Source organism: Mycobacteroides sp. LB1 (assembly GCF_013449725.1).
GTDB lineage: Bacteria > Actinomycetota > Actinomycetes > Mycobacteriales > Mycobacteriaceae > Mycobacterium.
This window is the reverse complement of the sequence record NZ_JACCFF010000001.1, coordinates 1,117,289-1,140,582: the sequence shown is the minus strand read 5'-3', so window position 1 is coordinate 1,140,582 and position 23,294 is coordinate 1,117,289. Positions and strand designations below refer to the sequence as shown.

The window sequence follows — 23,294 nt, the reverse complement described above, 5'->3', positions numbered from 1 at the left end:
TATGAGCACCTTTCGCCACATCGCCGGGCCGGTCACCTACCAGTTCGGATCGCTCGCCGAAGTTCTCGCGAAGGCCTCGCCGCCTCGATCCGGTGATGAACTCGCAGGATGCGCGGCGCAATCGGATGCCGAGCGGGCCGCCGCGCGCTGGGTACTCGCCGAGGTGCCCTTGGCGACGTTCTTATCCGAAGAGATCGTGCCGTACGACACCGACGAGGTCACCCGGCTCATCATCGACAGTCATGACGCCGAGGCATTCGCGGTCATCTCACATCTCACCGTCGGCGATTTCCGTGATTGGCTACTGGAGACCATCACCAAACCCCATGGGGCGCAGTCCCTCAAGGATTTGTCTCCCGGGCTGACTCCCGAGATGGTGGCGGCGGTCAGCAAGCTGATGCGTAATCAGGACCTCATCGCGGTTGGCGCCGCGGTGCGTAATCCCAGCGCCTTCCGCACCACCATCGGCCTGCCGGGAACGCTGGCGACCCGGCTGCAGCCCAACCATCCCACCGACGATGCGCGCGGGATCGCCGCCGCCACGCTGGACGGCCTGCTGCTGGGGTGCGGCGACGCTGTCATCGGCATTAACCCTGCGACCGATTCCCCGCATGCCGCGGCCGACCTGCTGCGTCTCATCGATGACATCCGATTGCGATTTGATATCCCGACGCAGTCATGTGTGCTCGCGCACGTCACCACCACCATGGAGCTCATCGAACGAAATCTGCCGGTGGACTTGGTATTCCAATCGATTGCCGGGACCGAAGGCGCCAACGAGAGCTTCGGGGTCAACCTCTCGCTGCTGCGCGAGGCGAACGAGGCCGGACGTTCGTTGGCCCGCGGCACCGTGGGTAACAACGTCATGTATCTGGAAACCGGTCAGGGGTCCGCGTTGTCGGCCGGAGCGCATATCGGCGTGGGAGGCGTTCCGGTAGACCAGCAGACGCTGGAGGCTCGCGCCTACGCGGTCGCGCGCGAGGTGGAACCACTCCTGGTCAATACCGTTGTGGGATTCATTGGGCCGGAATATCTTTACGACGGAAAGCAGATCATCCGGGCGGGACTGGAAGACCACTTCTGCGGCAAGCTGCTGGGACTTCCGATGGGGGTCGACGTCTGCTACACCAATCACGCCGAGGCCGACTCCGATGACATGGATGTCCTGCTGACCGTGCTCACGGCTGCCGGTGTCGCCTTCGTCATCGCGGTGCCCGGGGCCGATGACGTCATGCTCGGGTATCAGAGCCTGTCCTTCCACGATGCGCTGTTCGCGCGCCGCACCTTCGGCCTGCGCCCGGCCCCGGAGTTCAATGACTGGCTCGACCGCATGGGCATGCTGGAACGCGATGGCGGGCTGCGTGAAATCCCGGTCAACGACTCGCCATTGCGGGCGCTGTTATGAGCGATGTCGCCAACAATGTTGCGGCACGGGACATTTGGGAGACGCTGCGTCGATCCACCCAGTCGCGAATCGGATTGGGGCGAAGTGGTGATGCGCTGCCCACGACCAGAGTTCTGGAGTTCGGGACCGCGCACGCCGCGGCCCGCGACGCCGTACACACGCCACTGGACGCCCGCGCTTTGGCCGGCCGGATCGACGGACTCGGATTGGGCACGCCGCTGCTGGTGACCAGCCGGGCGGGCGATCGATCCGAATACCTGCGCCGCCCGGACCTGGGGCGCGCACCCGCCGATGGCGCGCTCGACGTGCTCCCCGAGTCCGGTGCCGATATCGGAATTGTGCTGGCCGACGGGTTGTCGCCACGAGCCCTCGACGATCACGGGGTACAGCTGTTGCAGGCGCTGCACCAGCGGCTCCGGGGGTACTCGATTGCGCCGCTCGTCGTCGCGACTCAGGCGAGGGTGGCTTTAGGCGACCATATTGGCGCCGCACTTGGCGTCGACACCCTGTTGGTGCTCATCGGGGAACGCCCGGGTCTTTCGGTCGCCGACAGCGTCGGGATCTACCTCACGCACAATCCCATGGTCGGATGCACTGATGCGCAACGCAATTGCGTTTCCAATATCCATCCTCCCGAGGGCTTGAGTTATGACCAAGCGGCCCAGGTCGTGGCCGCGCTGGTGGCGGGGGCGCGTCAGATCGGCCGCTCCGGCGTCGACCTCAAGGACATGACCGGCGCGGGCCACCAGATCGAGGGGGCGGGGCCCGCCCTGTCCACCTAACAGGGTGACCCTTCGGGGCCAACCGGGCGGTTGGTTACCATCGGCGGATGGCCATCGACCCTCGCACGCCGGTCCTCGTCGGTACCGGGCAGGTCAATCAGCGGACAGACGCTGACACCCCGTTCTCCGAGATCCCCGAGCCCATCGATCTCATGGAGCAAGCCGCCCGGCTGGCCGCCGAGGACGCGGGGACGACAGATCTCCTTGCGGCAATCGACACGGTGTCGGTTGCGAACATCTTCTCGTGGAAGTACCGCGACCCGGGTGTGCTCCTGGGCGAGCGTCTGGGTGCAGCACCCAAGCGGACCTTCTACACCGGGCCCAGCGGCAACTCGCCGCAGCTCTTGGTAAGCCATGCAGCTGCCGACATCCTGGCCGGAGACGCCGACGTTGTTCTCATCGGTGGTGCCGAGATGTGGCGTTCGCGCAACAAGATGATGGCCACCGGTGTGCAGCCGGTGTGGACCGCGCAGGACGAATCCATCGCGGAACCAACGATTCTCGGTGGTCGCATGGATCAAGTGGGCGGCGCCGAGACCACGATCGGTCTGATCTCTCCCGGCCACGTCTATCCGCTCTTCGAGCAGGCGATTCGCATCGCAAGCGGTGTATCGATCGCGGATCATCGGATCGCGATTTCCCGACTGTGGCAGCGATTCAATGCGGTGGCGGTGAACAACACGCACGCCTGGTCCAATGATGCATACAGCGCAGAGGAAATCGCCACACCCGGCCCCGATAACCGGTGGATCAGCTCGCCGTACACCAAGCTGATGAACTCCAACAATATGGTCGAGCAGGGTGCGGTCGTGCTGCTGACCTCTTTGGAAACAGCGTTACGGCTACGAATTCCCAAGGACCGCTGGATATTTCCGCTTGCCGGCAGTCACGCCAACGACACCTTCGCGCTCAGTGAACGTCACGAGCTGCATCGGTCGCCGGCCATTCGGCTCGCAGGCAAGCGTGTGTTCGAGCTCGCCGGACTGGGAACCGATGACGTCGACCTGATCGACATCTACTCCTGTTTCCCATCGGCGGTGCAGGTTGCGGCCACCGAGCTGGGGCTACCGCTCGACGACCCGGCCCGGCCGCTCACGGTGACCGGCGGACTTACCTTCGCCGGCGGCCCTTGGTGTAACTACGTCACCCACGCCATCGCGACCATGGCCGAACGGCTGCGTGAGCGTCCCGGCACACGGGGACTGATCACGGCCAACGGTGGATACCTGACCAAGCACGCACTCGGAATCTACGGAACCGAGCCGCCTGCAACTGGATTCAAGTACGAGGACGTGCAGTCCGAGGTCGACGGAGAGCCCACAACCGAGGCGGCCGATGGCTATTCGGGCACGGCAACTGTCGAAGCGTGGACCGTCAACTATGGGCGAGATGGATCGCCGTTCCAGACGTTCGTCAGTGTGCGCACGCCCACTGGGGCGCGCACCTTCGCCAAGGTTGACGATCGTGACGCCGCCGTCGAGATCGTGAACACCGATATCGCCGGCGCGTCAATCGAAGTCGCCGCGGACGGCTCCGCGCGACTCACCTAAAACTGGCGAGCAGCCCCCCGCAGGCGGGAGGTATCCCCGGCACGGTGCACAGCCGACCTGCGATTCGCGTGCAATAGGCGTCTGCTCACGCGGGGGTTAGCGCAGCGTGTACCGGATCGGTAGGTGTTTGATACCGCCGACAAATATGGTCGACGTCCGTGCGATATCCCCGTCGATCTCGATGGACTCCAGCCGGGGGAGTAGCGCCGAGAAGAAGCTGTTGACCTCCATCCGGGCCAGCGCGGCCCCCAAACAGAAGTGCACCCCGAACCCGAATGCCAGGTGTTTGTTGGGATCTCGTCCAACATCGAACGTGAACGGGTCGGTGAAGGTGTCCTCGTCGCGGTTGCCCGACGGGTAAGACAGCAGCACCGATTCCCCCTCGGCGATGGGTACGCCGCGAATCTCGGTGTCCGCGGTCGCTGTTCGCATGAATTCCTTGACGGGTGTCACCCAGCGGATCATCTCGTCGACCGCTAATGGCATGAGGTCGGGGTTCCCGCGTAGTCGTGCGAGCTGGTCCGGGTGCTGAAGAAGCGCTTCGAGTCCACCCGCGATGGTGGCACTGGTGGTGTCGTGTCCGGCGGTGGCGATGATCGTGTAGTACGACGCGGTGTCGACATCACTGAGCAGCTCGCCGTCGACCTTCGCGTTCGCGATGGTCGAGGCCAAGTCCTCGGTGGGGTTTTCGCGCCGGGACGCGGTGAGGCCGCTGAAGTACCCGAAGAAGTCGAGCAGCGCCATGAGCTGCTCCTCCGGGGTGGTGCCGCGCTGGAATTCGGTGTCGTCACCGCCGAACAGCTCTTGGGTAAGTTTGAGCATCCGGTCGAAGTCAGATTCGGGAATGCCGAGCAGCGACATGATGACGTACAGCGGGAAATGCACCGCGACGTCCTGTGCGAAATCGCAGGTTCCGCCGGCGTCCATCAGTTTGTTCACGTACCTGGTGGCCAGCTCATCGGTCCGGATCTTCATGTCCCGCATGGCCTTCGGCCGGAACCAATCGGCGCCGATGGCGCGCAGTACGCGGTGCTTGGGGTCGTCGATGTGGACCAGGGTCTTGAGCTCGATTCCCATGGCCGCCTGCTTATCCAGCTCGGCCTCCTGCTCAAGGTTCATGAGTAGCGGACGAGGTTCATTGACCCAGAGCGAATTGTCACGCTCGACATCCATGATGTCGTCGTGCTTGGTGATCGCCCAGAACGGTCGATAGTTGTCGGCGACGACCCTCGCCACGGGTTGTTCGCGGCGCAGCAGGGTCATCGCGGCGTGTAGGCGAGACTCGTCGGTGTAGGCGGTCGGGTCGGCCAAAAGGCGGCCGGCGTCTTCGATTTCGGACAGTGCGGTGGCCATAGCCGGAGTGTGCGCGCGGCACACCATAGATTTGTCCCTAACGGCTGAAATTTCCGCCGCACTGCTCGGGAACTGACTAGGCGGGCGTGACCCAGGTGGTGATCTCTGCCCTCACCACTTCCTTGCCGTCGCGATCGGTGATGCTGATCGGCACGACGACGTCGGTGCCCTCGGTGATCGAGGCGAAGTCGAGGCCCTCCAGCTTGGCAACCGCCCGCAGCGAGGTGGTGGCCTTGCCGAGGTACTGCACGTTCATCGCCTTGGGGATCCAGCGATGCGAGGACGGGGTGGTGGCCTCCATCAGCATTCCCATCGCGACCTCGGCCAGGTTGCACGCGGCGATCGCGTGGAACGTCTTGAGGTGGTTGTAGACGAAGTACCACTTGGGAGCGGTCACCTCGCAGTAGCCCGGTTCCATTCGGTGCACGTGCGGCACCACCGAAGCGAAGTAGGGAACGCGGGCCATCATGGCGGCGGAGAACAGGGCGGAGCCGCCGGGCTTGTTCTGCAGACGCTGCCAGATTTTGTAGGTCGGGGATGCACTCACAATGCGTACCTTACTCGAAAGTAAGGTACGCAGGTGCCTCGGCCGCCGGGTCGAGGCAGGCATGGCCGTCTCACGGCCAGAGCTGGATGCGCTCCCAGTCGTCGTCAACTCGCTGATAACTGAGCCGCAGGTGTTTCCGGTCGGGGGAGCCCTGCCAGAACTCGATCTGCGTCGGCTGCACCGCGTACGACACCCATTCATCGGGTACGAGATCAGGATCGTCCGCCAGCTTCCGGTGCGCCTTCTCGATCTCGGCGTCGATCTCCGCGGCATCCGCGAGAGGCTGGCTCTGCCGAAGCGTCAGTGCCATCGCGCGGGATCCGATCGGCCTGCCCAGGAAATCCAAGGCGCTCGCCTGCGCACCGTCGTCGACAACCGGGCCCACCACCCGTACCTGCCGGACGAGCGCCGGCCAATGGAAGGTCAGTGCGGCAGCGGGGTGAGAGGAGAGGTCACGTCCCTTTTGGCTCAACGAACTCGCCGCGAAATGCCAACCGCTCTCGTCGATGGCCTTCAAAATCAGCACTCGTGCGCGGGGTGCACCCTGGGCATCGACCGTCGAGATCGTCATGGCATGCGGCTCCAGTACGCCGGCCTGCGCTGCCTGTTCGATCCATTCGATGAACAAGGGGAGCGGTTCGGCGGGGGCATCGCCAACGTCAAAGGGTGGGGCGCTGCCGGCCAGAACGGGCAGGGCCCGCAGGAATGAACGCCCTCCGTCGGCTTTCTGCCAATGCACGTCACAACCTCCTCAACGGGATCTGTACTAGCGTTCCAGACGTCCTCGGAACCGCAGGTCAGGGGCTCTCGGTTGCCGCCGCTGGGTGGGTACAGTCGGGATTCGGCCCGGATTTTGAGGACGCGGGGGAATAAGGCATACTGTTCGGGTTGCCGTGAACCGGTTGCAGCGCCCTGGGTCGCCCCAGTGTGCGCTGCTAACGGAGGCGGCGAACCACTAGCGTCCTTACGGGCGCTTCGGCCCAGTCCACGCGACGAGAATTTTCGACGCGGACGACTGCGCGAGCGGGCGACACGCCCGACCGCGGGGGTCGGTGAACTACGACAGGTAAACAGCGGCGGTATCGGGTTGCGCGTGAGAACGTGCTCCGGACCCAGTGACAGTAGAGGTAGGAAGCGTGGCGGGACAGAAGATCCGCATCAGGCTCAAGGCCTACGACCATGAGGCCATTGACGCTTCGGCGCGCAAGATTGTTGAGACGGTCACCCGTACCGGCGCGAGTGTCGTTGGGCCTGTGCCGTTGCCGACCGAGAAGAACGTGTATTGCGTTATCCGGTCGCCGCACAAGTACAAGGACTCGCGCGAGCACTTCGAGATGCGCACCCACAAGCGGCTCATCGACATCCTTGACCCGACGCCCAAGACGGTTGACGCGCTCATGCGCATCGACCTGCCGGCCAGCGTCGACGTGAATATTCAGTAGGAGATCCAGAAACCATGGCAAGAAAAGGAATTCTGGGCACCAAGCTGGGTATGACACAGGTTTTCGACGAAAACAACCGGGTTGTCCCGGTGACCGTCGTCAAGGCCGGACCCAATGTGGTGACCCGCATCCGCACCCAGGAGCTGGACGGCTACAGCGCCATCCAGCTCGCGTTCGGTGAGATCAGCCCGCGCAAGGTGACCAAGCCGGTCACTGGTCAGTTCAGCGCCGCCGGGATCAACCCGCGCCGCCACCTGGCCGAGCTGCGTCTCGAAGACGAAGCTGCTGCCGCCGAGTACGAGGTGGGTCAGGAACTGACCGCCGAGATCTTCAGCGATGGCGCGTATGTCGACATCACCGGGACCTCCAAGGGCAAGGGCTTCGCCGGAACCATGAAGCGTCACGGCTTCAGCGGTCAGGGCGCGAGCCACGGTGCGCAGGCTGTGCACCGTCGTCCCGGCTCGATCGGTGGCTGCGCCACCCCGGGCCGTGTCTTCAAGGGCACCCGGATGTCGGGACGTATGGGTAGTGATCGCGTCACCACCCAGAACCTGGTGGTGCACAAGGTGGATGCCGAAAATGGCGTGCTGCTGATCAAGGGTGCCATCCCCGGACGTAAGGGTGGCCTGGTTGTGGTCCGCACCGCTGTCAAGCGAGGTGAGAAGTAGTGTCTGAGAATCTTTTGACAATCACGGTCAAGGCTCCGGGTGGCAAGACGGACGGCTCCATCGAGCTGCCCGCCGAGTTGTTCGACGCCCCAGCCAATATCTCGCTGCTGCACCAGGTGGTGACCGCTCAGTTGGCGGCCGGCCGCCAGGGCACGCACTCCACGAAGCGTCGTGGCGAGGTGTCCGGTGGTGGCAGGAAGCCGTACCGGCAGAAGGGAACCGGCCGCGCCCGTCAGGGCTCGACCCGTGCTCCGCAGTTCACCGGTGGTGGCGTCGTACATGGCCCGCAGCCGCGTGACTACAGCCAGCGGACGCCCAAGAAGATGATCGCCGCCGCGCTGCGCGGTGCGCTGTCGGACCGGGCCCGCAACGGCCGCATCCACGCCGTCACCGAACTGGTTGCCGGGCAGGAGCCCTCGACCAAGAGCGCCAAGGCGTTCCTGGCCGAGATCAGCGACCGCAAGCAACTGCTACTGGTGCTGGGCCGCGACGATCTGGCCGCGGTGAAGAGTGTCCGGAACCTGCCGAATGTGCACGTGCTGGCCTACGACCAGCTCAACACCTACGACGTGCTCAAGGCCGACGATCTGGTGTTCAGCGTCGAGGCGCTCAATGGCTTTATCAGCGCGGCCGCCAAGAAGAAAGAGGAGGTGTCAGCCTGATGGCAACCATCACTGACCCCCGCGACATCATCCTGGCCCCGGTGATCTCGGAGAAGTCGTATTCGTTGATCGAAGACAACGTTTACACCTTCGTGGTTCGCCCGGACTCCAACAAGACGCAGATCAAGATCGCGATCGAGCAGATCTTCAGCGTCAAGGTTTCCTCGGTGAACACCGCCAACCGGCAGGGCAAGCGCAAGCGCACCCGCACCGGTTTCGGACAGCGCAAGAGCACCAAGCGCGCCATCGTCACCCTGGCACCGGGCAGCAAGCCGATCGACCTGTTTGGAGCCCCGGCCTAGCGCTGGGAGTAGAGGACTTAGAGAAGACATGGGAATTCGCAAGTACAAGCCGACGACTCCGGGTCGCCGTGGCTCGAGTGTTGCAGATTTCTCGGAGATCACTCGCTCGACTCCCGAGAAGTCGCTGATCCGTCCGCTGCACGGCACTGGTGGCCGTAACGCGCACGGCCGCATTACCACTCGTCACAAGGGCGGCGGCCACAAGCGCGCCTACCGGCTGATCGACTTCCGTCGCCACGACAAGGACGGTGTCAACGCCAAGGTCGCGCACATCGAGTACGACCCCAACCGCACCGCGCGCATCGCGCTGCTGCACTTCCTGGACGGCGAGAAGCGTTACATCATCGCGCCGGTGGGGCTTTCGCAGGGCGATGTGGTGGAGTCGGGCGCCAACGCCGACATCAAGCCGGGCAACAACCTGCCGCTGCGCAACATCCCGACGGGTACCACGATCCACGCCGTCGAGCTGCGTCCCGGTGGTGGAGCCAAGATCGCCCGCTCCGCGGGGTCTGGCATCCAGCTGCTGGGCAAGGAAGGCGCCTACGCCTCCTTGCGTATGCCCAGCGGTGAGATCCGTCGTGTCGACGTGCGCTGCCGCGCAACCGTCGGCGAGGTGGGTAACGCCGAACAGGGCAACATCAACTGGGGTAAAGCCGGCCGTATGCGATGGAAGGGCAAGCGCCCCACCGTCCGTGGTGTCGTGATGAACCCGGTCGACCACCCGCACGGTGGTGGTGAGGGTAAGACCTCCGGTGGTCGCCACCCAGTTAGCCCGTGGGGTAAGCCCGAGGGTCGCACCCGCAAGCCCAACAAGGCGAGCGATCAACTCATCGTCCGACGCCGGCGCACCGGCAAGAACAAGCGCTAGGAGTAGCCAGCGATGCCACGCAGCCTCAAGAAGGGCCCGTTCGTCGACGACCATCTGCTCAAGAAGGTCGACGTCCAGAACGAGAAGAACACCAAGCAGGTCATCAAGACCTGGTCGCGGCGTTCGACGATCATCCCCGACTTCATCGGCCACACCTTCGCGGTGCACGACGGGCGTAAGCACGTGCCCGTCTTCGTCACCGAGGCGATGGTTGGTCACAAGCTGGGCGAGTTCGCGGCGACTCGGACCTTCAAGGGTCACATCAAGGACGACCGAAAGAGCAAGCGGCGATGACAACTACCGAATTTCCTTCGGCGACGGCGGTGGCCCGCTTCGTGCGGGTCTCGCCGTCCAAGGCGCGCAGGGTCATCGACCTGGTGCGCGGTAAGCCTGTGGCCGTCGCCATCGACATCCTGCGGTGGGCGCCGCAGGCCGCCAGCGAGCCGGTGGCCAAGGTCATCGCCAGCGCTGCCGCCAACGCGCAGAACAACGACGGACTTGACCCGTCCACCCTTGTGGTATCGGCGATCTTCGCTGATGAGGGCCCGACCGCCAAGCGCATCCGTCCCCGCGCGCAGGGTCGTGCTTTCCGGATCCGCAAGCGCACCAGCCACATCACTGTGGTGGTGGAGAGTCGGCCGAAGCAGGACGGCAAGGCCGGTAAGTCGGCAGCCGCCTCTCGCACCCGCCGGGCTGAGGGCTCGAAGGCTGCCGCCAAGAAGACCACCGCTGAGGCGAAAGTGACGGCGTCGAGCGCCGCTGGCGCCGCGACGGACAAGACTGATGCGAAGGGAGGCTCGCGCTAGTGGGCCAGAAGATCAATCCGCACGGTTTCCGACTCGGTATCACCACCGACTGGAAGTCCCGCTGGTACGCCGACAAGCAGTACGCGGACTATGTCAAGGAAGACGTGGCCATCCGTCGTCTGCTGGCCACTGGCCTGGAGCGTGCCGGTATCGCCAAGGTGGAGATTGAGCGCACCCGTGACCGGGTTCGCGTCGACATCCACACCGCGCGTCCCGGCATCGTCATCGGCCGTCGTGGCACCGAAGCCGACCGCATCCGCGCCGACCTGGAGAAGCTGACCAAGAAGCAGGTGCAGCTGAACATCCTCGAGGTGAAGAACCCCGAGGCTGAGGCGCAGCTGGTGGCTCAGGGTGTGGCCGAGCAGCTGAGCAACCGTGTCGCGTTCCGTCGCGCCATGCGCAAGGCAATTCAGTCGGCCATGCGCCAGCCCAACGTCAAGGGCATCCGGGTGCAGTGCTCGGGCCGCCTCGGCGGTGCTGAGATGAGCCGCTCGGAGTTCTATCGCGAGGGTCGCGTGCCGCTGCACACGCTGCGTGCCGATATCGACTACGGCCTGTACGAGGCCAAGACCACCTTCGGCCGCATCGGTGTGAAGGTATGGATCTACAAGGGCGACATCGTTGGTGGCAAGCGTGAGCTCACCGCCACGGCTGCTGCGCCAGCCGGAGACCGTCCGCGCCGTGAGCGTCCGGCCGGTGCCCGTCCGCGTCGCAGTGGCGCCTCGGGTACCACCGCGACGAGCACTGAAGCCGGTCGTGCCGCCGTGGAATCAGGCGGGGATACCTCCGCCAATGTCGCCGAGGCTGCGGCTCCGGCGGCCGAGACAAGCACGGAGAACTGAACATGTTGATTCCCCGTAAGGTCAAGCACCGCAAGCAGCATCACCCGAAGAAGAAGGGCACCGCCTCCGGCGGTACCACGGTAGCTTTCGGTGATTACGGCATCCAGGCGCTGGGCCACGCGTACGTCACGAACCGGCAGATCGAGTCCGCTCGTATCGCCATCAACCGGCACATCAAGCGTGGCGGCAAGGTGTGGATCAACATCTTCCCCGATCGTCCGCTGACCAAGAAGCCCGCCGAAACCCGCATGGGCTCCGGTAAGGGTTCGCCGGAATGGTGGGTTGCGAACATTAAGCCCGGTCGTGTGCTGTTCGAGTTGAGCTACCCGAACGAAGAGACCGCGCGCCAGGCGTTGACGCGCGCGATCCACAAGCTGCCGATCAAGGCACGCATCATCACACGAGAGGAGCAGTTCTGATGACAGTGGGAGTTTCCGCTGGCGAACTGCGGGAAAGCACCGAGGACGAGCTGATCACCAAGCTGCGTGAGTCGAAGGAAGAGCTGTTCAACCTGCGCTTCCAGATGGCCACCGGTCAGCTCGCCAACAACCGTCGGCTACGTGCGGTACGCCAGGAGATCGCGCGCATCTACACCGTCATGCGTGAGCGTGAGCTGGGATTGGCCGCCGGACCCGATAGCGAGGACAGCAAGTGAGCGAGAAGACAAAGGACGCCGGCACTGTACCGGGACCGAAGCACACCCCGGCCACCGAGCAGCTGCGCGGACGTCGGAAGACCCGCATCGGCTACGTGGTGTCGGACAAGATGCAGAAGACGATTGTCGTCGAACTCGAAGCCCGTCACCGGCATGCGCTGTACGGCAAGATCATCCGCACCACCTCGAAGGTCAAGGCCCACGACGAGAACGGTGACGCCAGTGTCGGCGACCGCGTCTCGCTGATGGAGACCCGTCCGCTGTCGGCCACCAAGCGGTGGCGGCTGGTCGAGGTTCTCGAGAAGGCCAAGTAGTCAGATACGCGAAATGCGCGCCGTACCCGAAAAGGGGCGGCGCGTTTTTTCGTTGTAAACCCGCAAAACTCCTCATTTATCTATCGAATACCATACGATCGTATGCAAATAGATAGTTAATGTAGAGCGGTCGAGGGAGGTTGCCTTGCCGGATCGAGGGCGACTGGTCTGTGAGCTTCGCCAGCTGCGGCCCGCACGGCGCTTGGTCTTAATCGAGGCTGTGTCTGCCTTGGTACTGGCTGTTGTGACCCTGCCCTTTTCGCTCCCGGTGGCGGTCGAGGCACAGCCGGAGTGGGTGCAACTGACGGGCCTGGCGTTCCTGGCCGGGTCCTTCGCACTCAATCTCGTGGTGTGGCGCCGGGCCACCAACGGGATTCACCGCCGGACAGAGGATGTTCGCCGGCTGCGGGCCGCGGCGGCGGCATACCTGGTGGCGCTCATTGTGTTGACCCCCCTGCCCGCGACATGGCAATGGCTCTGGTTCACGTTGACGATCCTGGCCGTGATGCTGGGCGCAGTATCGACATGGCGGCTGTGGCGCTCGGATCAGTGGCCGCGCTGAGCGATTACGAGGTGTTGATCGGGCGGGTGACTTCCTGGACGACCTCGGCATACCACCGAAATAGCCGAATCGGCTGCGCGGGTTCGGCCTCCAAAAGGTCGGCCCAGCATTCGGCCACCGCGGCGCGTGCGGCCGTGCCGGTCCACGGTTGGGGGAGGAGATCCGGCGGCAACAGGGGGTCAGGTTCGATCGCTCGGGTGAATTCGGCGGCGAGCGTGATGGCGATTCTGAGGTGTTCGGTGCGCGACGCGCCTGGGATGGCCGGCTTGAGCCGTTGCGCCGCGGCCAGTAGCCGTCGATGGCCATCGACGATACGGTCCAGCGGCCAAAGGCGCCGGGCGAGATCGGGTGCCGTTCGGCTATCGCCTACGGCCAGGTCCTCAGTCGTCAGCAGTGAGATGTGCGCACGCACGTCGAGTTCGGTTGCGAGAGTCAGAATGTGGTCTTCCCACGGGTTGGCCGAAACGTATAGCCCGCCCTGAATCAGCGCTCCGCCGAGACGCACAATGGCATTGCGCATGGTGTCGCGGGCGGACCTCATCGATTCCGGGATGCCGAAAGCCGCCAGATGCCAGCGGCCGTCCCACCGCGCCTCACCGCGATCCTGGGCATACATGAACCGGACGAACTCCAGGTCGGGTTCGATGGCGGTGCGGGTCCGTTCCGTTGCGCGCAATATGGCCTTGCGCCCGCGTCCGTCTTGGGTGAACCGTCCCTCGGCGGCCAGCCTTTTGATACAGAGGCGAACCTGCTGATCGCTCATGCCCAACGCGTTGGCCACGTCGTAAAGCTCGCCGGCGTCAACGGTGGCATCCTCGCGGATCAGGCTCTCGACGAGAGTGCGGGTGGTGACCTCCGCGTCGTCCTGATCGCTATCCAAGCTTCACCTTCCCGCTGTCGGTCTGTTCAACATAGTGTCGGAGGTTATCCAGGTACCCGGGTGCGTATAGCGAGCGCGGCGCGAAGGTGGCGACCAGGACGGTGCGGATCCCGTGGACATTGTCGAGGCTTGCTCTCGCAAGGCTGTGCGAGGCACGCGGATCTCGGCCACGAGGTTGTACTCGCCCTGCCGCAGCCAGTTGGCCGCGGCGCCGACGAGGATGACGAACTGCATATCCGGCTGGCGCACGGCCAGCTCGGGGACAACCCAGCCGCCCTGGCTGATACCCCATGCGCCAATGCGTTTCGGGTCGATGTCGGAGCGTCCGCGGGCACACGTGATCGCGGCCTCTGCCTCGGTTGCGCGGTCGTGCATGCTCTGGTTCAGCCAATTGCCGGGGGCACCGTCGATCCCCGGCTTGTTCCATGCCAATGACGCGTATCCGGCCCTGGCGAGCGATTCCCAGATCGGGCGGTAGAACGAGTCGCGGGTGGCATCGGCCGGTCCGTCACCGTGTACGAAGGCGACGAGGCCATAGGGGCCCTTGCCTTGTGGTGGCAGCGCGAGGACCCCATGCAGCGGCTCTGCCGAGCCGGGGACGATCACCTGCTCTTCGTGGATCGCGAAATCGTTGGCGACGATCACCCAGATGCCGGCGCTGGTGGCGAGCGCAATCACGCTCGCGACAGCGATCAGCAGCGTGCGCTGCTTCGGCATCATAAAACGAACGTATCAGATACGTCCGTTTTGAGTTTAATAGGTGTTTAACGGCGCAGGAAGTCGACGACCGTCTGCTCAAAGGCCTGCTTGGCCTCGATCATCACCCAGTGGCCGCTGTTGGGGAAGATGTGCAGTTCGGCATTGGGGATGAGCCGCATCGGCACGATCGCCATGTCCGGCGGGCTGACGCGGTCATCGCGACCCCAGGTGAGCAGGGTCGGGCATTTGATCTTGTGCATCATCGCCCAGTACGGCGGGATGTCGGCGTTCGCGAGGAACTTCTGTTGCATTGCAAAGGCTTTGGAGCCGTACATCAGCTGCGCGGTCTTATGTGCGTCGGGGTTGATCGCGGCTTCCCACCGCTCCTCGATGAGCTCCTCGGTGACGACGGCCGGGTCCCACACCATGGAGTTGAGCCAGCGGACCAGCTTGTCGCGGTCCGGGCCATCGGTGAACTCCTGCAGTAACCGCAGGCCCTCGCTGGGGCTCGGGCTGAAGATGTTCGGCCCGACACCGCCGATGGTGACGAGCTTGGCGATGCGATCGGGGTGCTTGATCGCGAGGTTGATACCAACGACGCCGCCCATCGAGTTTCCAACGATGGCGGCCGATTCGATGCCGAGGCCGTCCATGAACCGGATGACCGAGGCGCCCGCCGTCAGGACCGGGTGCCCTTGCACCGCGTCGCTGACGCCGAAGCCCGGGAACTCCAAGACGTAGGTGTGGAAGTGCTCGGCGAAAACCGCGAGATTGCCGCGGTAGTTGCGCCAGCCGGTCACGCCGGGGCCGGAGCCGTGCAGGAGGATCAGCGGCTCACCCTCGCCGGCCTCGTGATAGCGCAGCACGCCTTCATTGGTGGCCAGTTCTTTCTTGGTGCCCTCGTATGTCACGTCCACGAGACAAGAGTAGAACGTGTTTCAGTTTTGCGTTACATCGGCGCCCGCTCAGTGGGCGGCGACGGATTCGAGGGGCCGCAGCCACGAGAAGGTGAGCGCCCGAGGCCTTGCCTAGCGCTGGTCTCGGATGACAATTTTCCAGTAGTTCCAACACCGCCAAGAAGCTCTGCCAGGGAACTACGCTGGACGAATGAACCGATACGTCAAGCGTGGATCGGTCGGGGTTTCGATTTTCTCGTTATCGGCGGCGGTAGCCGCGATACTCGCCACTCATAGCGACAACTGGCCAACGGCCAACGCAGCCGGCTGTCCCGACGTGGATGTGTCCTTCGCCCGCGGTACCAACGATTCTCCGGGCCTTGGAGACGTGGGGAAGGCCTTTACCGACGAACTGACCGACCGACTGCCGAACAAGTTCGTCGACATCTACGCCGTCAACTACCCAGCCAGTTTTGACTGGGTCCGTGCCGGCGATGGTGCCAATGACATGAGCTTCCACGTCCAAGAGGTGGCGCGTAACTGTCCAAATACGCAGTTCGTGCTCGGCGGGTTCTCCCAGGGCGCTGCTGTGGTCGACGTGTTGATGGGCACCAACGGGACGGGGCTCACCTTCAACAACCCATTGCCAACCGATCTGGAGCAGCGGGTCGCCGCGATCGTGCTCATTGGAAATCCCAGGAATTGGCAGGTCAACGGGATGAGTCTGGAGCTGTCGATCAAGGATTCCCAGCGCAGCAAGGTGATTGACATCTGCAATCCCGGCGACGGGATCTGCGATCCGAATGGTGGTGGTCTGGGGCCGCACATGCAGTACAAATCGGATGGATCGGCCGATCGTGCTGCTGATTTCGTCGTCAACCGGTTGACAGCCATCACCGCCAGCAGCAGCGCGGCCGCCGCGAGCAGCACCAGCGCCACGAGCTCCTCCAACTCGGCCACGTCCAAGAGTGCAACCTCATCCGCGGCTGCACCATCGTCCACCCCGTCTGCAGCGGTGGCGCCCGCATCCTCCGCGCCAAAGCCCGCGGCCGCGACGCCAACGCGAAAGGCGCCGGCGTGGATGATGCCCGCATCAGATGCTCCTGACGCCAACGCGTCAACGTCGAGCGCACCCGCGCTCGACCCCGCCCGACACGGCCCGCCGCCGGGTCCCGCCGGTGATCAGTAAGCGTGCATGACCGTTTCGACCGCTAGTGCGCCAACGCCCTCGGGTCGGGCCGAAACCCGTCGCGCCATCTGGAACACCATCAGGGGTTCGTCGGGCAATCTCGTCGAGTGGTACGACGTCTACGTCTACACCGTCTTCGCGATGTACTTCGAGAAGCAGTTCTTCGACGAAGCCGATGAGAACTCGACGATCTACGTCTACGCGATCTTCGCCGTCACTTTCATCACCCGACCGCTGGGATCGTGGTTCTTCGGCCGGTTCGCCGACCGGCACGGCCGCCGCGCGGCTCTGACGTTCAGCGTTTCGCTGATGGCGGCCTGCTCGCTGGCAATCGCGCTGGTTCCATCGCGTACCAGTATCGGGATGGCCGCGCCGATCGCTTTGATCCTGTGCCGGCTCGTTCAAGGATTCGCGACAGGTGGCGAGTACGGCACTTCTGCCACCTACATGTCCGAGGCCGCGACGCGTGAGCGACGCGGGTTCTTCTCGTCCTTCCAATACGTGACCCTGGTGGGTGGTCATGTGCTCGCCCAGCTCACGCTGCTGATCATCCTGACGGTCTTCGACAATGAGCAGGTTCACGAGTTCGGTTGGCGCATAGCCTTTGCCGTCGGAGGTGTGGCCGCGATCGTCGTGTACTGGTTGCGGCGCACCATGGACGAATCCCTGAGCGCCGAACAGCTCGCCGCCATCGAGTCCGGTGAGGACAACAGCGCCGGATCGATGCGGGAGCTGCTCACCCGGTACTGGAAACCGCTGCTGCTGTGTTTCCTCATCACTATGGGTGGCACCCTCGCGTTCTACACCTACAGCGTCAACGCCCCAGCGATCGTCAAGGCCGCCTACAAGGACCAGGCGATGACGGCCACCTGGATCAACCTCTTCGGGCTCATCTTCCTGATGCTGCTGCAGCCCATCGGCGGAATCATCAGCGACAAGGTTGGCCGCAAACCGCTGTTGCTCTGGTTCGGATTCGGCGGGCTCTTCTACACCTACGTGCTCATCACGTATCTGCCCCAGACGCATTCGCCGATCGCGTCATTCCTCTTGGTCGCAGGCGCCTACGTGGTCTTGACCGGCTACACGTCGATTAACGCACTGGTTAAGTCCGAGCTCTTCCCCTCGCATGTACGGGCGCTGGGGGTGGGTGTCGGCTATGCGCTCGCGAACTCGGTGTTCGGCGGGACGGCACCGCTGATCTATCAGGCGCTGAAGGCGCACGGTCAGGTGCCGTTATTCATTGCATATGTGACGGTGTGCATCGCGATCTCATTGGTGGTCTACCTGTTCTTCCTCAAGAACAAGTCGGAGACCTACCTGGACCGCGAGCAAGGCTCGGCGTTCTCGCGCTGACTCCCGCGATGGTCGGATTTGTATCCGACCTGCAGGTTCGCCTACACTAGGGCGGTTGTCTTGTGGGTGCTTGGCGCCCGAGGACAGGTAGGCATTCCCACCAGGTGAAAACCGGGGATGGCGCTTGCCCTGAGGCAACGTGACCGCGTGCGTCGGGTCGGTATCCGCCGCACATCCAAATCCAGGTCAATTAGGAGAGACCAGTGATTCAGCAGGAGTCACGGCTGAAGGTCGCCGATAACACCGGTGCCAAGGAAATCTTGTGCATCCGCGTGCTCGGTGGCTCAGGGCGACGCTATGCGGGAATCGGGGACATCATTGTGGCGACCGTCAAGGACGCCATTCCCGGAGGCACCGTCAAGCGTGGTGACGTCGTCAAGGCCGTCATAGTCCGCACCGTCAAAGAGCGTCGTCGCCCGGATGGCAGCTACATCAAGTTCGATGAGAACGCCGCCGTCATCATCAAGGCCGACAACGACCCGCGTGGCACCCGTATCTTCGGGCCCGTCGGTCGTGAGCTGCGCGAGAAGAAGTTCATGAAGATCGTTTCGCTCGCCCCGGAGGTGCTGTAAATGAAGGTGCACAAGGGTGACAGCGTTCTCGTCATCGCTGGTAAGGACAAGGGTGCCAAGGGCAAGGTCATCGCGGCCTACCCCGAGCGCAACCGGGTCCTTGTCGAGGGCGTGAACCGGATCAAGAAGCACACAGCCGTATCCACCAACCAGCGCGGTGCGCAGTCCGGCGGCATCGTCACGCAGGAGGCCGCCATCCACGTATCGAACGTGATGGTGATCGACTCCGACGGCAAGCCGACCCGCATCGGCTACCGCATCGACGAAGAGACCGGCAAAAAGGTCCGCATCTCCCGCCGCAACGGGAAGGACATCTGATGACCACTGTAGAAGACACAGCAAACACCTCGAAGGCTCAGCCCCGTCTGAAGACGCGCTACCGCGAAGAGATCAAGACCGCGCTGAACGACGAGTTCAACTACGCCAACGTGATGCAGATCCCGGGCGTCCTGAAGGTCGTCGTCAACATGGGTGTCGGCGACGCTGCCCGTGACGCCAAGCTCATCAACGGCGCCGTCACCGACCTGGCCCTGATCACCGGCCAGAAGCCGGAGATTCGCAAGGCCCGCAAGTCCATCGCTCAGTTCAAGCTGCGCGAGGGCATGCCGATCGGTGCCCGCGTCACGCTGCGCGGCGACCGTATGTGGGAGTTCCTGGACCGTCTCGTGTCCATCGCACTGCCGCGTATCCGTGACTTCCGCGGCTTGTCACCCAAGCAGTTCGACGGCAAGGGCAACTACACCTTCGGTCTCACCGAGCAGTCGATGTTCCACGAGATCGACGTGGACTCCATCGACCGCCCGCGGGGCATGGACATCACCGTCGTCACCTCGGCGACCAACGACGACGAGGGGCGGGCGCTGCTGCGGCAACTCGGCTTCCCCTTCAAAGAACTTGAGCAGGGAGCGAAGAAGTAGATGGCGAAGACTGCGCTGGTCAATAAGGCCAACAAGAAGCCCAAGTTCGCGGTGCGCGGGTACACCCGGTGCAACCGGTGTGGACGCCCGCACGCCGTGTTCCGCAAGTTCGGCCTGTGCCGAATCTGCTTGCGGGAGATGGCACACGCCGGCGAGCTGCCCGGCATCCGCAAGAGCAGCTGGTAAACCTCTGCACAATAGGCCGGGACTTTAGAGTCCCGGCCTATTGGCGTCTCGCCGTCCGGAAGCCCCATGGCCGTTACGCTTGCGCCCGTGCCACAGAATGTTCGGTGCGCGTGACATGACCCGGCTGTTGTTGGTTGTGCTGGTGGTCCTCGCATCGGTGTCGTGCAGCCCAAAGGCGGTGGACCCGACGATCGTCAACACCAGTGCGGGAGCCGTACGCGGGCACGTTGACGATGAGGTACGTGTCTTCAAGGCAATCCCTTACGCCGCACCGCCGGTGGGCCCGCGGCGATTCGCAGAACCGGGGCCTGTCTCATCGTGGACGGGTATCCGTGATGCGACGGGGTCGGGTGTGGAATGCCCGCAGCCCGGCACCGAAAGCGACCTGGCACAGAACGAGGACTGCCTGGTCCTCAACGTCGCCACGCCCCGGCATATCCAGGGGAAGGCGCCCGTACTGGTGTGGATACACGGCGGCGCCTTTGTGGCCGGGAACGGATTCGGCTACGACGCGCGAAAATTGGCTGCCCAGGGTGGAATCGTCGTCGTCACCATCAACTATCGGCTTGGGACGTTGGGATTTCTGGCGGCTCATGGCCTATCTGATGCGATCGGCAACTACGGTCTCCTGGATCAGGAAGCCGCGCTGCGTTGGGTGCGTGACAACATAGCCGAGTTTGGAGGCGATCCCCAGCAGGTAACCGTCGGTGGCCAGTCTGCGGGCGGGGTGTCGGTGTGCGACCTATTGGCGGCACCGAGTGCCGCGGGATTGTTTCGATCCGCGATCTTGGAGAGTGCTCCATGCCAGGCTCAGGCCTCTGTCTCGGGAGCCGTCCGCGATAGTGCGACGTTTATGGCAGAGGTCGGATGTCCAGTCGGGCCTGATAGTGCCCGCTGTCTGCGCGCACTATCGGTTGACGCATTGCGCGATTCTCCGCAATTCAGCGGCATAGGACTACCGGTGAGTCCGGTAACGGGGACGCGAGAACTTCCGGTGCCGCCATTGGATGCTTTCACCAGCGGCTTCACCGCCGCCGTCCCTGTGCTTATCGGGAGTAATGCCAACGAGGCCACGGTGTTTCAGGCCCAACAGCACCAGCACACACCCGCGCCCCGCGGCGCCGAGGAATACCGGCATGCGCTCGAAAGCAAGTACGGGGACAAGGCAACCGAACTTGCAGGGCGATACCCACTGTCCGACTATGGCGGAAATGTACTTGCTGCGCTCGCCGCAATCGACACCGATAACAGCTATGCGTGCCCGACACTCGACATGGCCGAGGCGTTGGGGAGAAGCGGGCCGGTGTATGCCTACGAATTTGCCGACCCGGCCGCGCCGGTAGATTCGCAGTATCAGGACGCACCGCTGCCGTTGGGCGCTTCGCATGGTTCCGAGCTGGGGTATCTCTTCGATATGTCCAGACCGTTGAGCCAGGAATCCGCAGCGTTGTCCACGCAGATGATCAGGTATTGGGCGCAGTTCGTGAAGACCGGGAATCCCAACATAGAGGGTCAACCACAATGGCCCAGATACGTGCCCGGAGGAGCATTCCTGCGCCTGGCACCACCGATGTCGAAGCCAATGGAGGGCTTCGCCAACAGTCATCAGTGCGGTTTCTGGCGATAGCCACCGCTCCCGACATATCTGGGAACGCCCGTCATCTAGACTCAGCCGGTGATTGACCGCCGTCAGGACATTCAAGGCCTGCGAGCGGTAGCGGTTCTCCTGGTTGTCGCGTACCACTGCGGTCTACCTGTTTCCGGTGGATTTGTCGGTGTCGACGTCTTCTTCGTCATCTCCGGATTCGTCATCACGCGACTGCTGCTGCGCGAGGCGGACGAGGACGGAAACATCAACCTCCGGCGCTTCTACACGCGCCGGGTACGGCGACTCTTGCCTGCGCTCGCCCTCTTGATTGTCGTGGTGCTGCCGGTGACGGCGGTCGTTCAAAGCCCGCTCGGATCAATGCAAGTCGCGGCGCGAACGGCCGCCGCGGCGGCGTTGTTCGTTTCGAACGCGGTGCTGTTTCTGGAACCCTCGGGTTACTTCGCGGCGCCGGCAGCGATGAACCCGTTCCTGCACACCTGGTCGTTGGCCGTCGAAGAGCAGTTCTATCTCATTTTCCCGGGTGTGATGGTGTTGGCGGCATATGTGGCAACGCGGCGCCGGGCCAGTCGGCGTCGCGTCACGTTCGCGCTACTTCTTGTGCTGTCGGCCCTCTCGTTCCTCCTCGCGATGCACCTGACGGCGACCGATGGATTCCCGTTCCATGCGCACAATGCGGCTTTCTCTTTCTATAGCTCGCCCACGCGTGCATGGGAATTCGGTATGGGCGCGCTGATCGCGCTGGGCGAAGGCCGGATACAGAGATGGGGTCGCCGGGCTGCGCTACCGGTAGCGGTCCTTGGTGCGGCCGGTGTCACCTGGGCTGCCGTGGCGATCACCGCCGCGGACCCCTTTCCGGGTTTCAATGCACTGATCCCAGTGGTGGGCTCGGGCCTGTTGATCATCGCCGGATCAATATCCTCGCGACAGCCAATCAGCTGGGTGCTGTCATCGGTACCGATGCAGTGGATCGGGGATCTGTCCTACAGCTGGTACCTCTGGCACTGGCCCGTGATCGTCTTCGCCAACAACGTGTTGAGCACCGAATATCACTGGCTGTTGCCCTGCGCGGGCGTGCTGTCGTTGCTACCCGCGTGGTTGTCGAAACGCTATGTCGAAGACCCGATTCGGACGGGGCGGAAACTGGCTGATCTTCGTGCGTCGCGGCTGGTGGCCGTGTCCGTCGGATTGGCGGTGATCGTTTCGGCGGTGACATTCGGTGCCGCGCAGATAGCCACACCGGAGATTCGTGATGCTCGCGCGCAACGAGCGGCCCATCTGGATGTGGGCAGAGGATGCATCGGCAACATGCCGGATGAGGAAAGGACCCGCCTTCGTTGCCTGTGGCCCGAAGGTGGAGAGGTCAATGCACGGTCAGTCGTTCTCATCGGTGACTCCAACGCCGGTCAGTTCGCCGAGGCGCTCATCCCGGCGGCCACACAGCAAAATCGGACGACGATCCTTGCGACGAACGCCGCCTGCCCGTTCGTCGAGCTCGTCCTGGATCCTGCGCCGCCCGGCTGTATCGATTTCGTGGAGCGCTGGCTCCGTGCACTCGCGGATGTTCGGCCCGGTTTGGTGGTGATTGCCTCTGCCTCGAGCGATTACTTCCTAGCCAATCAACATGTCCGGTTCCGGTTACCGCACGCCGAGGAATGGACCGAAGATGACGCCGGCAAGGGCCGGTTGTGGCAGCAGGGGATAGCCGCGGTCCTGCAGAAGCTGGCGGGGGCGCATGTCCCGGTCGTCGTCGTGCACACCCTGCCGCATTTCGTGAACTGGGACCTCTACAAATGTCCGGGGTACGAGGTCTGGGTGTCGCCTTCCCGCTGTGGTCGCAGCACAGGTTTGGCGGAGACTCAGCGGCAACAGAACACCGCCACCTTGGCCGAACGGCGTGCCGCCAGTGGACTTCTTGGAGTGTCCACTGTTGATCTGGGTCCGACGATCTGTCCAGACGGGGTATGTCGCACCAATGACGGATCACGATGGGTGGCCCGCGATGGTGGGCACATCACCGTGGGCGAAGCGCAACGGCTGCAGTCGGAGTTCACGCGTCTCATCGCTGAGCACGCCCGCTCATGAGTCGGCGGACATCACGAGTGTCGCTGGCCGTGACCGCCCACTAGGCATCGAATGCCGACTCGGGCCCATCCTCCGGCGGCGTTCCCGATGGCGATCAGCAACCTTCAATACTGTGCCGGAGAGTTGGTCTTCGCTGAGACGCGCACCGGTATC

28 protein-coding genes and 1 pseudogene are annotated in these 23,294 nt (G+C 63.8%); 23 read left to right on the top strand and 6 right to left on the bottom strand.

Annotation, left to right across the window (positions count from 1 at the left end; translation table 11 throughout):
• Nucleotide 1: 1 nt before the first annotated feature.
• The 3 genes from MLB1_RS05660 to MLB1_RS05650 are packed head-to-tail and all read left to right on the top strand — an operon-like array spanning nucleotide 2 to nucleotide 3,737.
• The gene (locus tag MLB1_RS05660) at nucleotides 2–1,405 is read left to right on the top strand and encodes an ethanolamine ammonia-lyase subunit EutB (RefSeq protein WP_180748687.1); all 1,404 of its coding nucleotides are present in this window, start codon (nucleotides 2–4) and stop codon (nucleotides 1,403–1,405) included.
• Nucleotides 1,402–2,187 (top strand): ethanolamine ammonia-lyase subunit EutC, encoded by a 786-nt coding sequence (gene eutC / locus MLB1_RS05655; RefSeq protein WP_180748686.1) that lies wholly within the window; start codon nucleotides 1,402–1,404, stop codon nucleotides 2,185–2,187. The genes MLB1_RS05660 and eutC overlap by 4 nt, the downstream gene beginning before the upstream one ends.
• A gap of 47 nt (nucleotides 2,188–2,234) precedes the next feature.
• Nucleotides 2,235–3,737, top strand: a complete 1,503-nt coding sequence (locus MLB1_RS05650; protein WP_180748685.1) for an acetyl-CoA acetyltransferase — start codon at nucleotides 2,235–2,237, stop codon at nucleotides 3,735–3,737.
• 96 nt (nucleotides 3,738–3,833) lie between these two features.
• On the opposite strand, the gene MLB1_RS05645 is transcribed toward MLB1_RS05650, so the two are convergent.
• From MLB1_RS05645 to MLB1_RS05635, 3 genes are all read right to left on the bottom strand, one after another.
• Nucleotides 3,834–5,090, bottom strand: coding sequence for a cytochrome P450 (locus MLB1_RS05645; RefSeq protein ID WP_180748684.1), 1,257 nt, complete (start codon nucleotides 5,088–5,090; stop codon nucleotides 3,834–3,836).
• A 76-nt stretch (nucleotides 5,091–5,166) separates the two neighbouring features.
• Nucleotides 5,167–5,637 carry a hotdog fold domain-containing protein gene (locus MLB1_RS05640; protein ID WP_180748683.1) on the bottom strand — a complete coding sequence of 157 codons (471 nt, stop codon included), beginning with the start codon at nucleotides 5,635–5,637 and terminating at the stop codon, nucleotides 5,167–5,169.
• A gap of 70 nt (nucleotides 5,638–5,707) precedes the next feature.
• The gene (locus tag MLB1_RS05635; RefSeq protein ID WP_180748682.1) at nucleotides 5,708–6,376 is read right to left on the bottom strand and encodes a pyridoxal 5'-phosphate synthase; all 669 of its coding nucleotides are present in this window, start codon (nucleotides 6,374–6,376) and stop codon (nucleotides 5,708–5,710) included.
• Between the two features lie 397 nt (nucleotides 6,377–6,773).
• Here MLB1_RS05635 and rpsJ point away from each other — a divergent pair, with 397 nt between their 5' ends.
• From rpsJ to MLB1_RS05575, 12 genes are all read left to right on the top strand, one after another.
• On the top strand, nucleotides 6,774–7,079 hold the full coding sequence (gene rpsJ / locus MLB1_RS05630) for a 30S ribosomal protein S10 (protein WP_003883485.1): 306 nt from the start codon (nucleotides 6,774–6,776) through the stop codon (nucleotides 7,077–7,079).
• A gap of 14 nt (nucleotides 7,080–7,093) precedes the next feature.
• Complete coding sequence (gene rplC / locus MLB1_RS05625) at nucleotides 7,094–7,747, top strand: 50S ribosomal protein L3 (RefSeq protein ID WP_180748681.1); 654 nt, start codon at nucleotides 7,094–7,096, stop codon at nucleotides 7,745–7,747.
• The gene (gene rplD, locus MLB1_RS05620; RefSeq protein WP_371750562.1) at nucleotides 7,747–8,409 is read left to right on the top strand and encodes a 50S ribosomal protein L4; all 663 of its coding nucleotides are present in this window, start codon (nucleotides 7,747–7,749) and stop codon (nucleotides 8,407–8,409) included. The genes rplC and rplD overlap by 1 nt, the downstream gene beginning before the upstream one ends.
• Nucleotides 8,409–8,711: a 50S ribosomal protein L23 gene (gene rplW / locus MLB1_RS05615; RefSeq protein WP_155937265.1), complete on the top strand. Its 303-nt coding sequence runs from the start codon at nucleotides 8,409–8,411 to the stop codon at nucleotides 8,709–8,711. Before rplD ends, rplW begins: the two co-directional genes overlap by 1 nt.
• Before the next feature lie 28 nt (nucleotides 8,712–8,739).
• The gene (rplB, locus tag MLB1_RS05610) at nucleotides 8,740–9,579 is read left to right on the top strand and encodes a 50S ribosomal protein L2 (protein WP_180748680.1); all 840 of its coding nucleotides are present in this window, start codon (nucleotides 8,740–8,742) and stop codon (nucleotides 9,577–9,579) included.
• 12 nt (nucleotides 9,580–9,591) lie between these two features.
• Nucleotides 9,592–9,873 carry a 30S ribosomal protein S19 gene (gene rpsS, locus MLB1_RS05605; RefSeq protein WP_180748679.1) on the top strand — a complete coding sequence of 94 codons (282 nt, stop codon included), beginning with the start codon at nucleotides 9,592–9,594 and terminating at the stop codon, nucleotides 9,871–9,873.
• Nucleotides 9,870–10,385, top strand: coding sequence for a 50S ribosomal protein L22 (gene rplV / locus MLB1_RS05600; RefSeq protein ID WP_180748678.1), 516 nt, complete (start codon nucleotides 9,870–9,872; stop codon nucleotides 10,383–10,385). The genes rpsS and rplV overlap by 4 nt, the downstream gene beginning before the upstream one ends.
• On the top strand, nucleotides 10,385–11,227 hold the full coding sequence (gene rpsC, locus MLB1_RS05595; protein ID WP_180748677.1) for a 30S ribosomal protein S3: 843 nt from the start codon (nucleotides 10,385–10,387) through the stop codon (nucleotides 11,225–11,227). Before rplV ends, rpsC begins: the two co-directional genes overlap by 1 nt.
• A gap of 2 nt (nucleotides 11,228–11,229) precedes the next feature.
• Complete coding sequence (rplP, locus tag MLB1_RS05590; RefSeq protein WP_180748676.1) at nucleotides 11,230–11,646, top strand: 50S ribosomal protein L16; 417 nt, start codon at nucleotides 11,230–11,232, stop codon at nucleotides 11,644–11,646.
• Nucleotides 11,646–11,882, top strand: a complete 237-nt coding sequence (gene rpmC, locus MLB1_RS05585) for a 50S ribosomal protein L29 (protein ID WP_180748675.1) — start codon at nucleotides 11,646–11,648, stop codon at nucleotides 11,880–11,882. The genes rplP and rpmC overlap by 1 nt, the downstream gene beginning before the upstream one ends.
• Nucleotides 11,879–12,196: a 30S ribosomal protein S17 gene (gene rpsQ / locus MLB1_RS05580; RefSeq protein WP_180748674.1), complete on the top strand. Its 318-nt coding sequence runs from the start codon at nucleotides 11,879–11,881 to the stop codon at nucleotides 12,194–12,196. The genes rpmC and rpsQ overlap by 4 nt, the downstream gene beginning before the upstream one ends.
• A gap of 220 nt (nucleotides 12,197–12,416) precedes the next feature.
• Complete coding sequence (locus MLB1_RS05575; RefSeq protein ID WP_180748673.1) at nucleotides 12,417–12,758, top strand: hypothetical protein; 342 nt, start codon at nucleotides 12,417–12,419, stop codon at nucleotides 12,756–12,758.
• 4 nt (nucleotides 12,759–12,762) lie between these two features.
• Here MLB1_RS05575 and MLB1_RS05570 read toward each other — a convergent pair whose 3' ends face one another.
• The 3 genes and pseudogenes from MLB1_RS05570 to MLB1_RS05560 form a co-directional block, all read right to left on the bottom strand.
• On the bottom strand, nucleotides 12,763–13,638 hold the full coding sequence (locus MLB1_RS05570; protein ID WP_180748672.1) for a PaaX family transcriptional regulator C-terminal domain-containing protein: 876 nt from the start codon (nucleotides 13,636–13,638) through the stop codon (nucleotides 12,763–12,765).
• A pseudogene (locus tag MLB1_RS05565) lies at nucleotides 13,631–14,337 on the bottom strand (alpha/beta hydrolase family protein). The gene MLB1_RS05570 and the pseudogene MLB1_RS05565 overlap by 8 nt, the downstream one beginning before the upstream one ends.
• 65 nt (nucleotides 14,338–14,402) lie before the next feature.
• A complete protein-coding gene (locus MLB1_RS05560; RefSeq protein WP_180748671.1) occupies nucleotides 14,403–15,254 on the bottom strand; it encodes an alpha/beta fold hydrolase in 852 nt (283 codons plus the stop codon).
• Between the two features lie 190 nt (nucleotides 15,255–15,444).
• On the opposite strand from MLB1_RS05560, the gene MLB1_RS05555 reads away from it, so the two are divergent.
• The 8 genes from MLB1_RS05555 (at nucleotide 15,445) to MLB1_RS24245 (ending at nucleotide 23,141) form a co-directional block, all read left to right on the top strand.
• On the top strand, nucleotides 15,445–16,422 hold the full coding sequence (locus MLB1_RS05555) for a cutinase family protein (protein ID WP_180748670.1): 978 nt from the start codon (nucleotides 15,445–15,447) through the stop codon (nucleotides 16,420–16,422).
• 6 nt (nucleotides 16,423–16,428) lie between these two features.
• Nucleotides 16,429–17,775: an MFS transporter gene (locus MLB1_RS05550; protein WP_180748669.1), complete on the top strand. Its 1,347-nt coding sequence runs from the start codon at nucleotides 16,429–16,431 to the stop codon at nucleotides 17,773–17,775.
• A gap of 203 nt (nucleotides 17,776–17,978) precedes the next feature.
• Nucleotides 17,979–18,347 (top strand): 50S ribosomal protein L14, encoded by a 369-nt coding sequence (gene rplN, locus MLB1_RS05545; RefSeq protein WP_180748668.1) that lies wholly within the window; start codon nucleotides 17,979–17,981, stop codon nucleotides 18,345–18,347.
• Nucleotides 18,348–18,665, top strand: a complete 318-nt coding sequence (gene rplX / locus MLB1_RS05540) for a 50S ribosomal protein L24 (RefSeq protein WP_180748667.1) — start codon at nucleotides 18,348–18,350, stop codon at nucleotides 18,663–18,665. It abuts the gene before it with no gap.
• Nucleotides 18,665–19,264 (top strand): 50S ribosomal protein L5, encoded by a 600-nt coding sequence (gene rplE, locus MLB1_RS05535; RefSeq protein WP_180748666.1) that lies wholly within the window; start codon nucleotides 18,665–18,667, stop codon nucleotides 19,262–19,264. The genes rplX and rplE overlap by 1 nt, the downstream gene beginning before the upstream one ends.
• Nucleotides 19,265–19,450: a type Z 30S ribosomal protein S14 gene (locus MLB1_RS05530; protein WP_078297704.1), complete on the top strand. Its 186-nt coding sequence runs from the start codon at nucleotides 19,265–19,267 to the stop codon at nucleotides 19,448–19,450.
• Nucleotides 19,451–19,565: 115 nt separating this feature from the next.
• The gene (locus tag MLB1_RS05525) at nucleotides 19,566–21,077 is read left to right on the top strand and encodes a carboxylesterase family protein (RefSeq protein ID WP_180748665.1); all 1,512 of its coding nucleotides are present in this window, start codon (nucleotides 19,566–19,568) and stop codon (nucleotides 21,075–21,077) included.
• A 48-nt stretch (nucleotides 21,078–21,125) separates the two neighbouring features.
• Entirely contained in the window at nucleotides 21,126–23,141 is a 2,016-nt protein-coding gene (locus MLB1_RS24245) for an acyltransferase family protein (RefSeq protein WP_180748664.1), read from the top strand.
• Nucleotides 23,142–23,294 lie beyond the last annotated feature (153 nt).

What these genes read in the sequence shown, in the direction of transcription:
- MLB1_RS05660 (WP_180748687.1), top strand. Translation starts at nt 2, where the DNA reads ATGAGCACCTTTCGCCACATCGCCGGGCCGGTCACCTACCAGTTCGGA.
- eutC (WP_180748686.1), top strand. Translation starts at nt 1,402, where the DNA reads ATGAGCGATGTCGCCAACAATGTTGCGGCACGGGACATTTGGGAGACG.
- MLB1_RS05650 (WP_180748685.1), top strand. Translation starts at nt 2,235, where the DNA reads ATGGCCATCGACCCTCGCACGCCGGTCCTCGTCGGTACCGGGCAGGTC.
- MLB1_RS05645 (WP_180748684.1), bottom strand. Translation starts at nt 5,090, where the DNA reads ATGGCCACCGCACTGTCCGAAATCGAAGACGCCGGCCGCCTTTTGGCC.
- rplC (WP_180748681.1), top strand. Translation starts at nt 7,094, where the DNA reads ATGGCAAGAAAAGGAATTCTGGGCACCAAGCTGGGTATGACACAGGTT.
- rplW (WP_155937265.1), top strand. Translation starts at nt 8,409, where the DNA reads ATGGCAACCATCACTGACCCCCGCGACATCATCCTGGCCCCGGTGATC.
- rplB (WP_180748680.1), top strand. Translation starts at nt 8,740, where the DNA reads ATGGGAATTCGCAAGTACAAGCCGACGACTCCGGGTCGCCGTGGCTCG.
- rpsS (WP_180748679.1), top strand. Translation starts at nt 9,592, where the DNA reads ATGCCACGCAGCCTCAAGAAGGGCCCGTTCGTCGACGACCATCTGCTC.
- rplV (WP_180748678.1), top strand. Translation starts at nt 9,870, where the DNA reads ATGACAACTACCGAATTTCCTTCGGCGACGGCGGTGGCCCGCTTCGTG.
- rplP (WP_180748676.1), top strand. Translation starts at nt 11,230, where the DNA reads ATGTTGATTCCCCGTAAGGTCAAGCACCGCAAGCAGCATCACCCGAAG.
- rpmC (WP_180748675.1), top strand. Translation starts at nt 11,646, where the DNA reads ATGACAGTGGGAGTTTCCGCTGGCGAACTGCGGGAAAGCACCGAGGAC.
- MLB1_RS05555 (WP_180748670.1), top strand. Translation starts at nt 15,445, where the DNA reads ATGAACCGATACGTCAAGCGTGGATCGGTCGGGGTTTCGATTTTCTCG.
- MLB1_RS05550 (WP_180748669.1), top strand. Translation starts at nt 16,429, where the DNA reads ATGACCGTTTCGACCGCTAGTGCGCCAACGCCCTCGGGTCGGGCCGAA.
- rplX (WP_180748667.1), top strand. Translation starts at nt 18,348, where the DNA reads ATGAAGGTGCACAAGGGTGACAGCGTTCTCGTCATCGCTGGTAAGGAC.
- rplE (WP_180748666.1), top strand. Translation starts at nt 18,665, where the DNA reads ATGACCACTGTAGAAGACACAGCAAACACCTCGAAGGCTCAGCCCCGT.
- MLB1_RS05530 (WP_078297704.1), top strand. Translation starts at nt 19,265, where the DNA reads ATGGCGAAGACTGCGCTGGTCAATAAGGCCAACAAGAAGCCCAAGTTC.
- MLB1_RS05525 (WP_180748665.1), top strand. Translation starts at nt 19,566, where the DNA reads ATGACCCGGCTGTTGTTGGTTGTGCTGGTGGTCCTCGCATCGGTGTCG.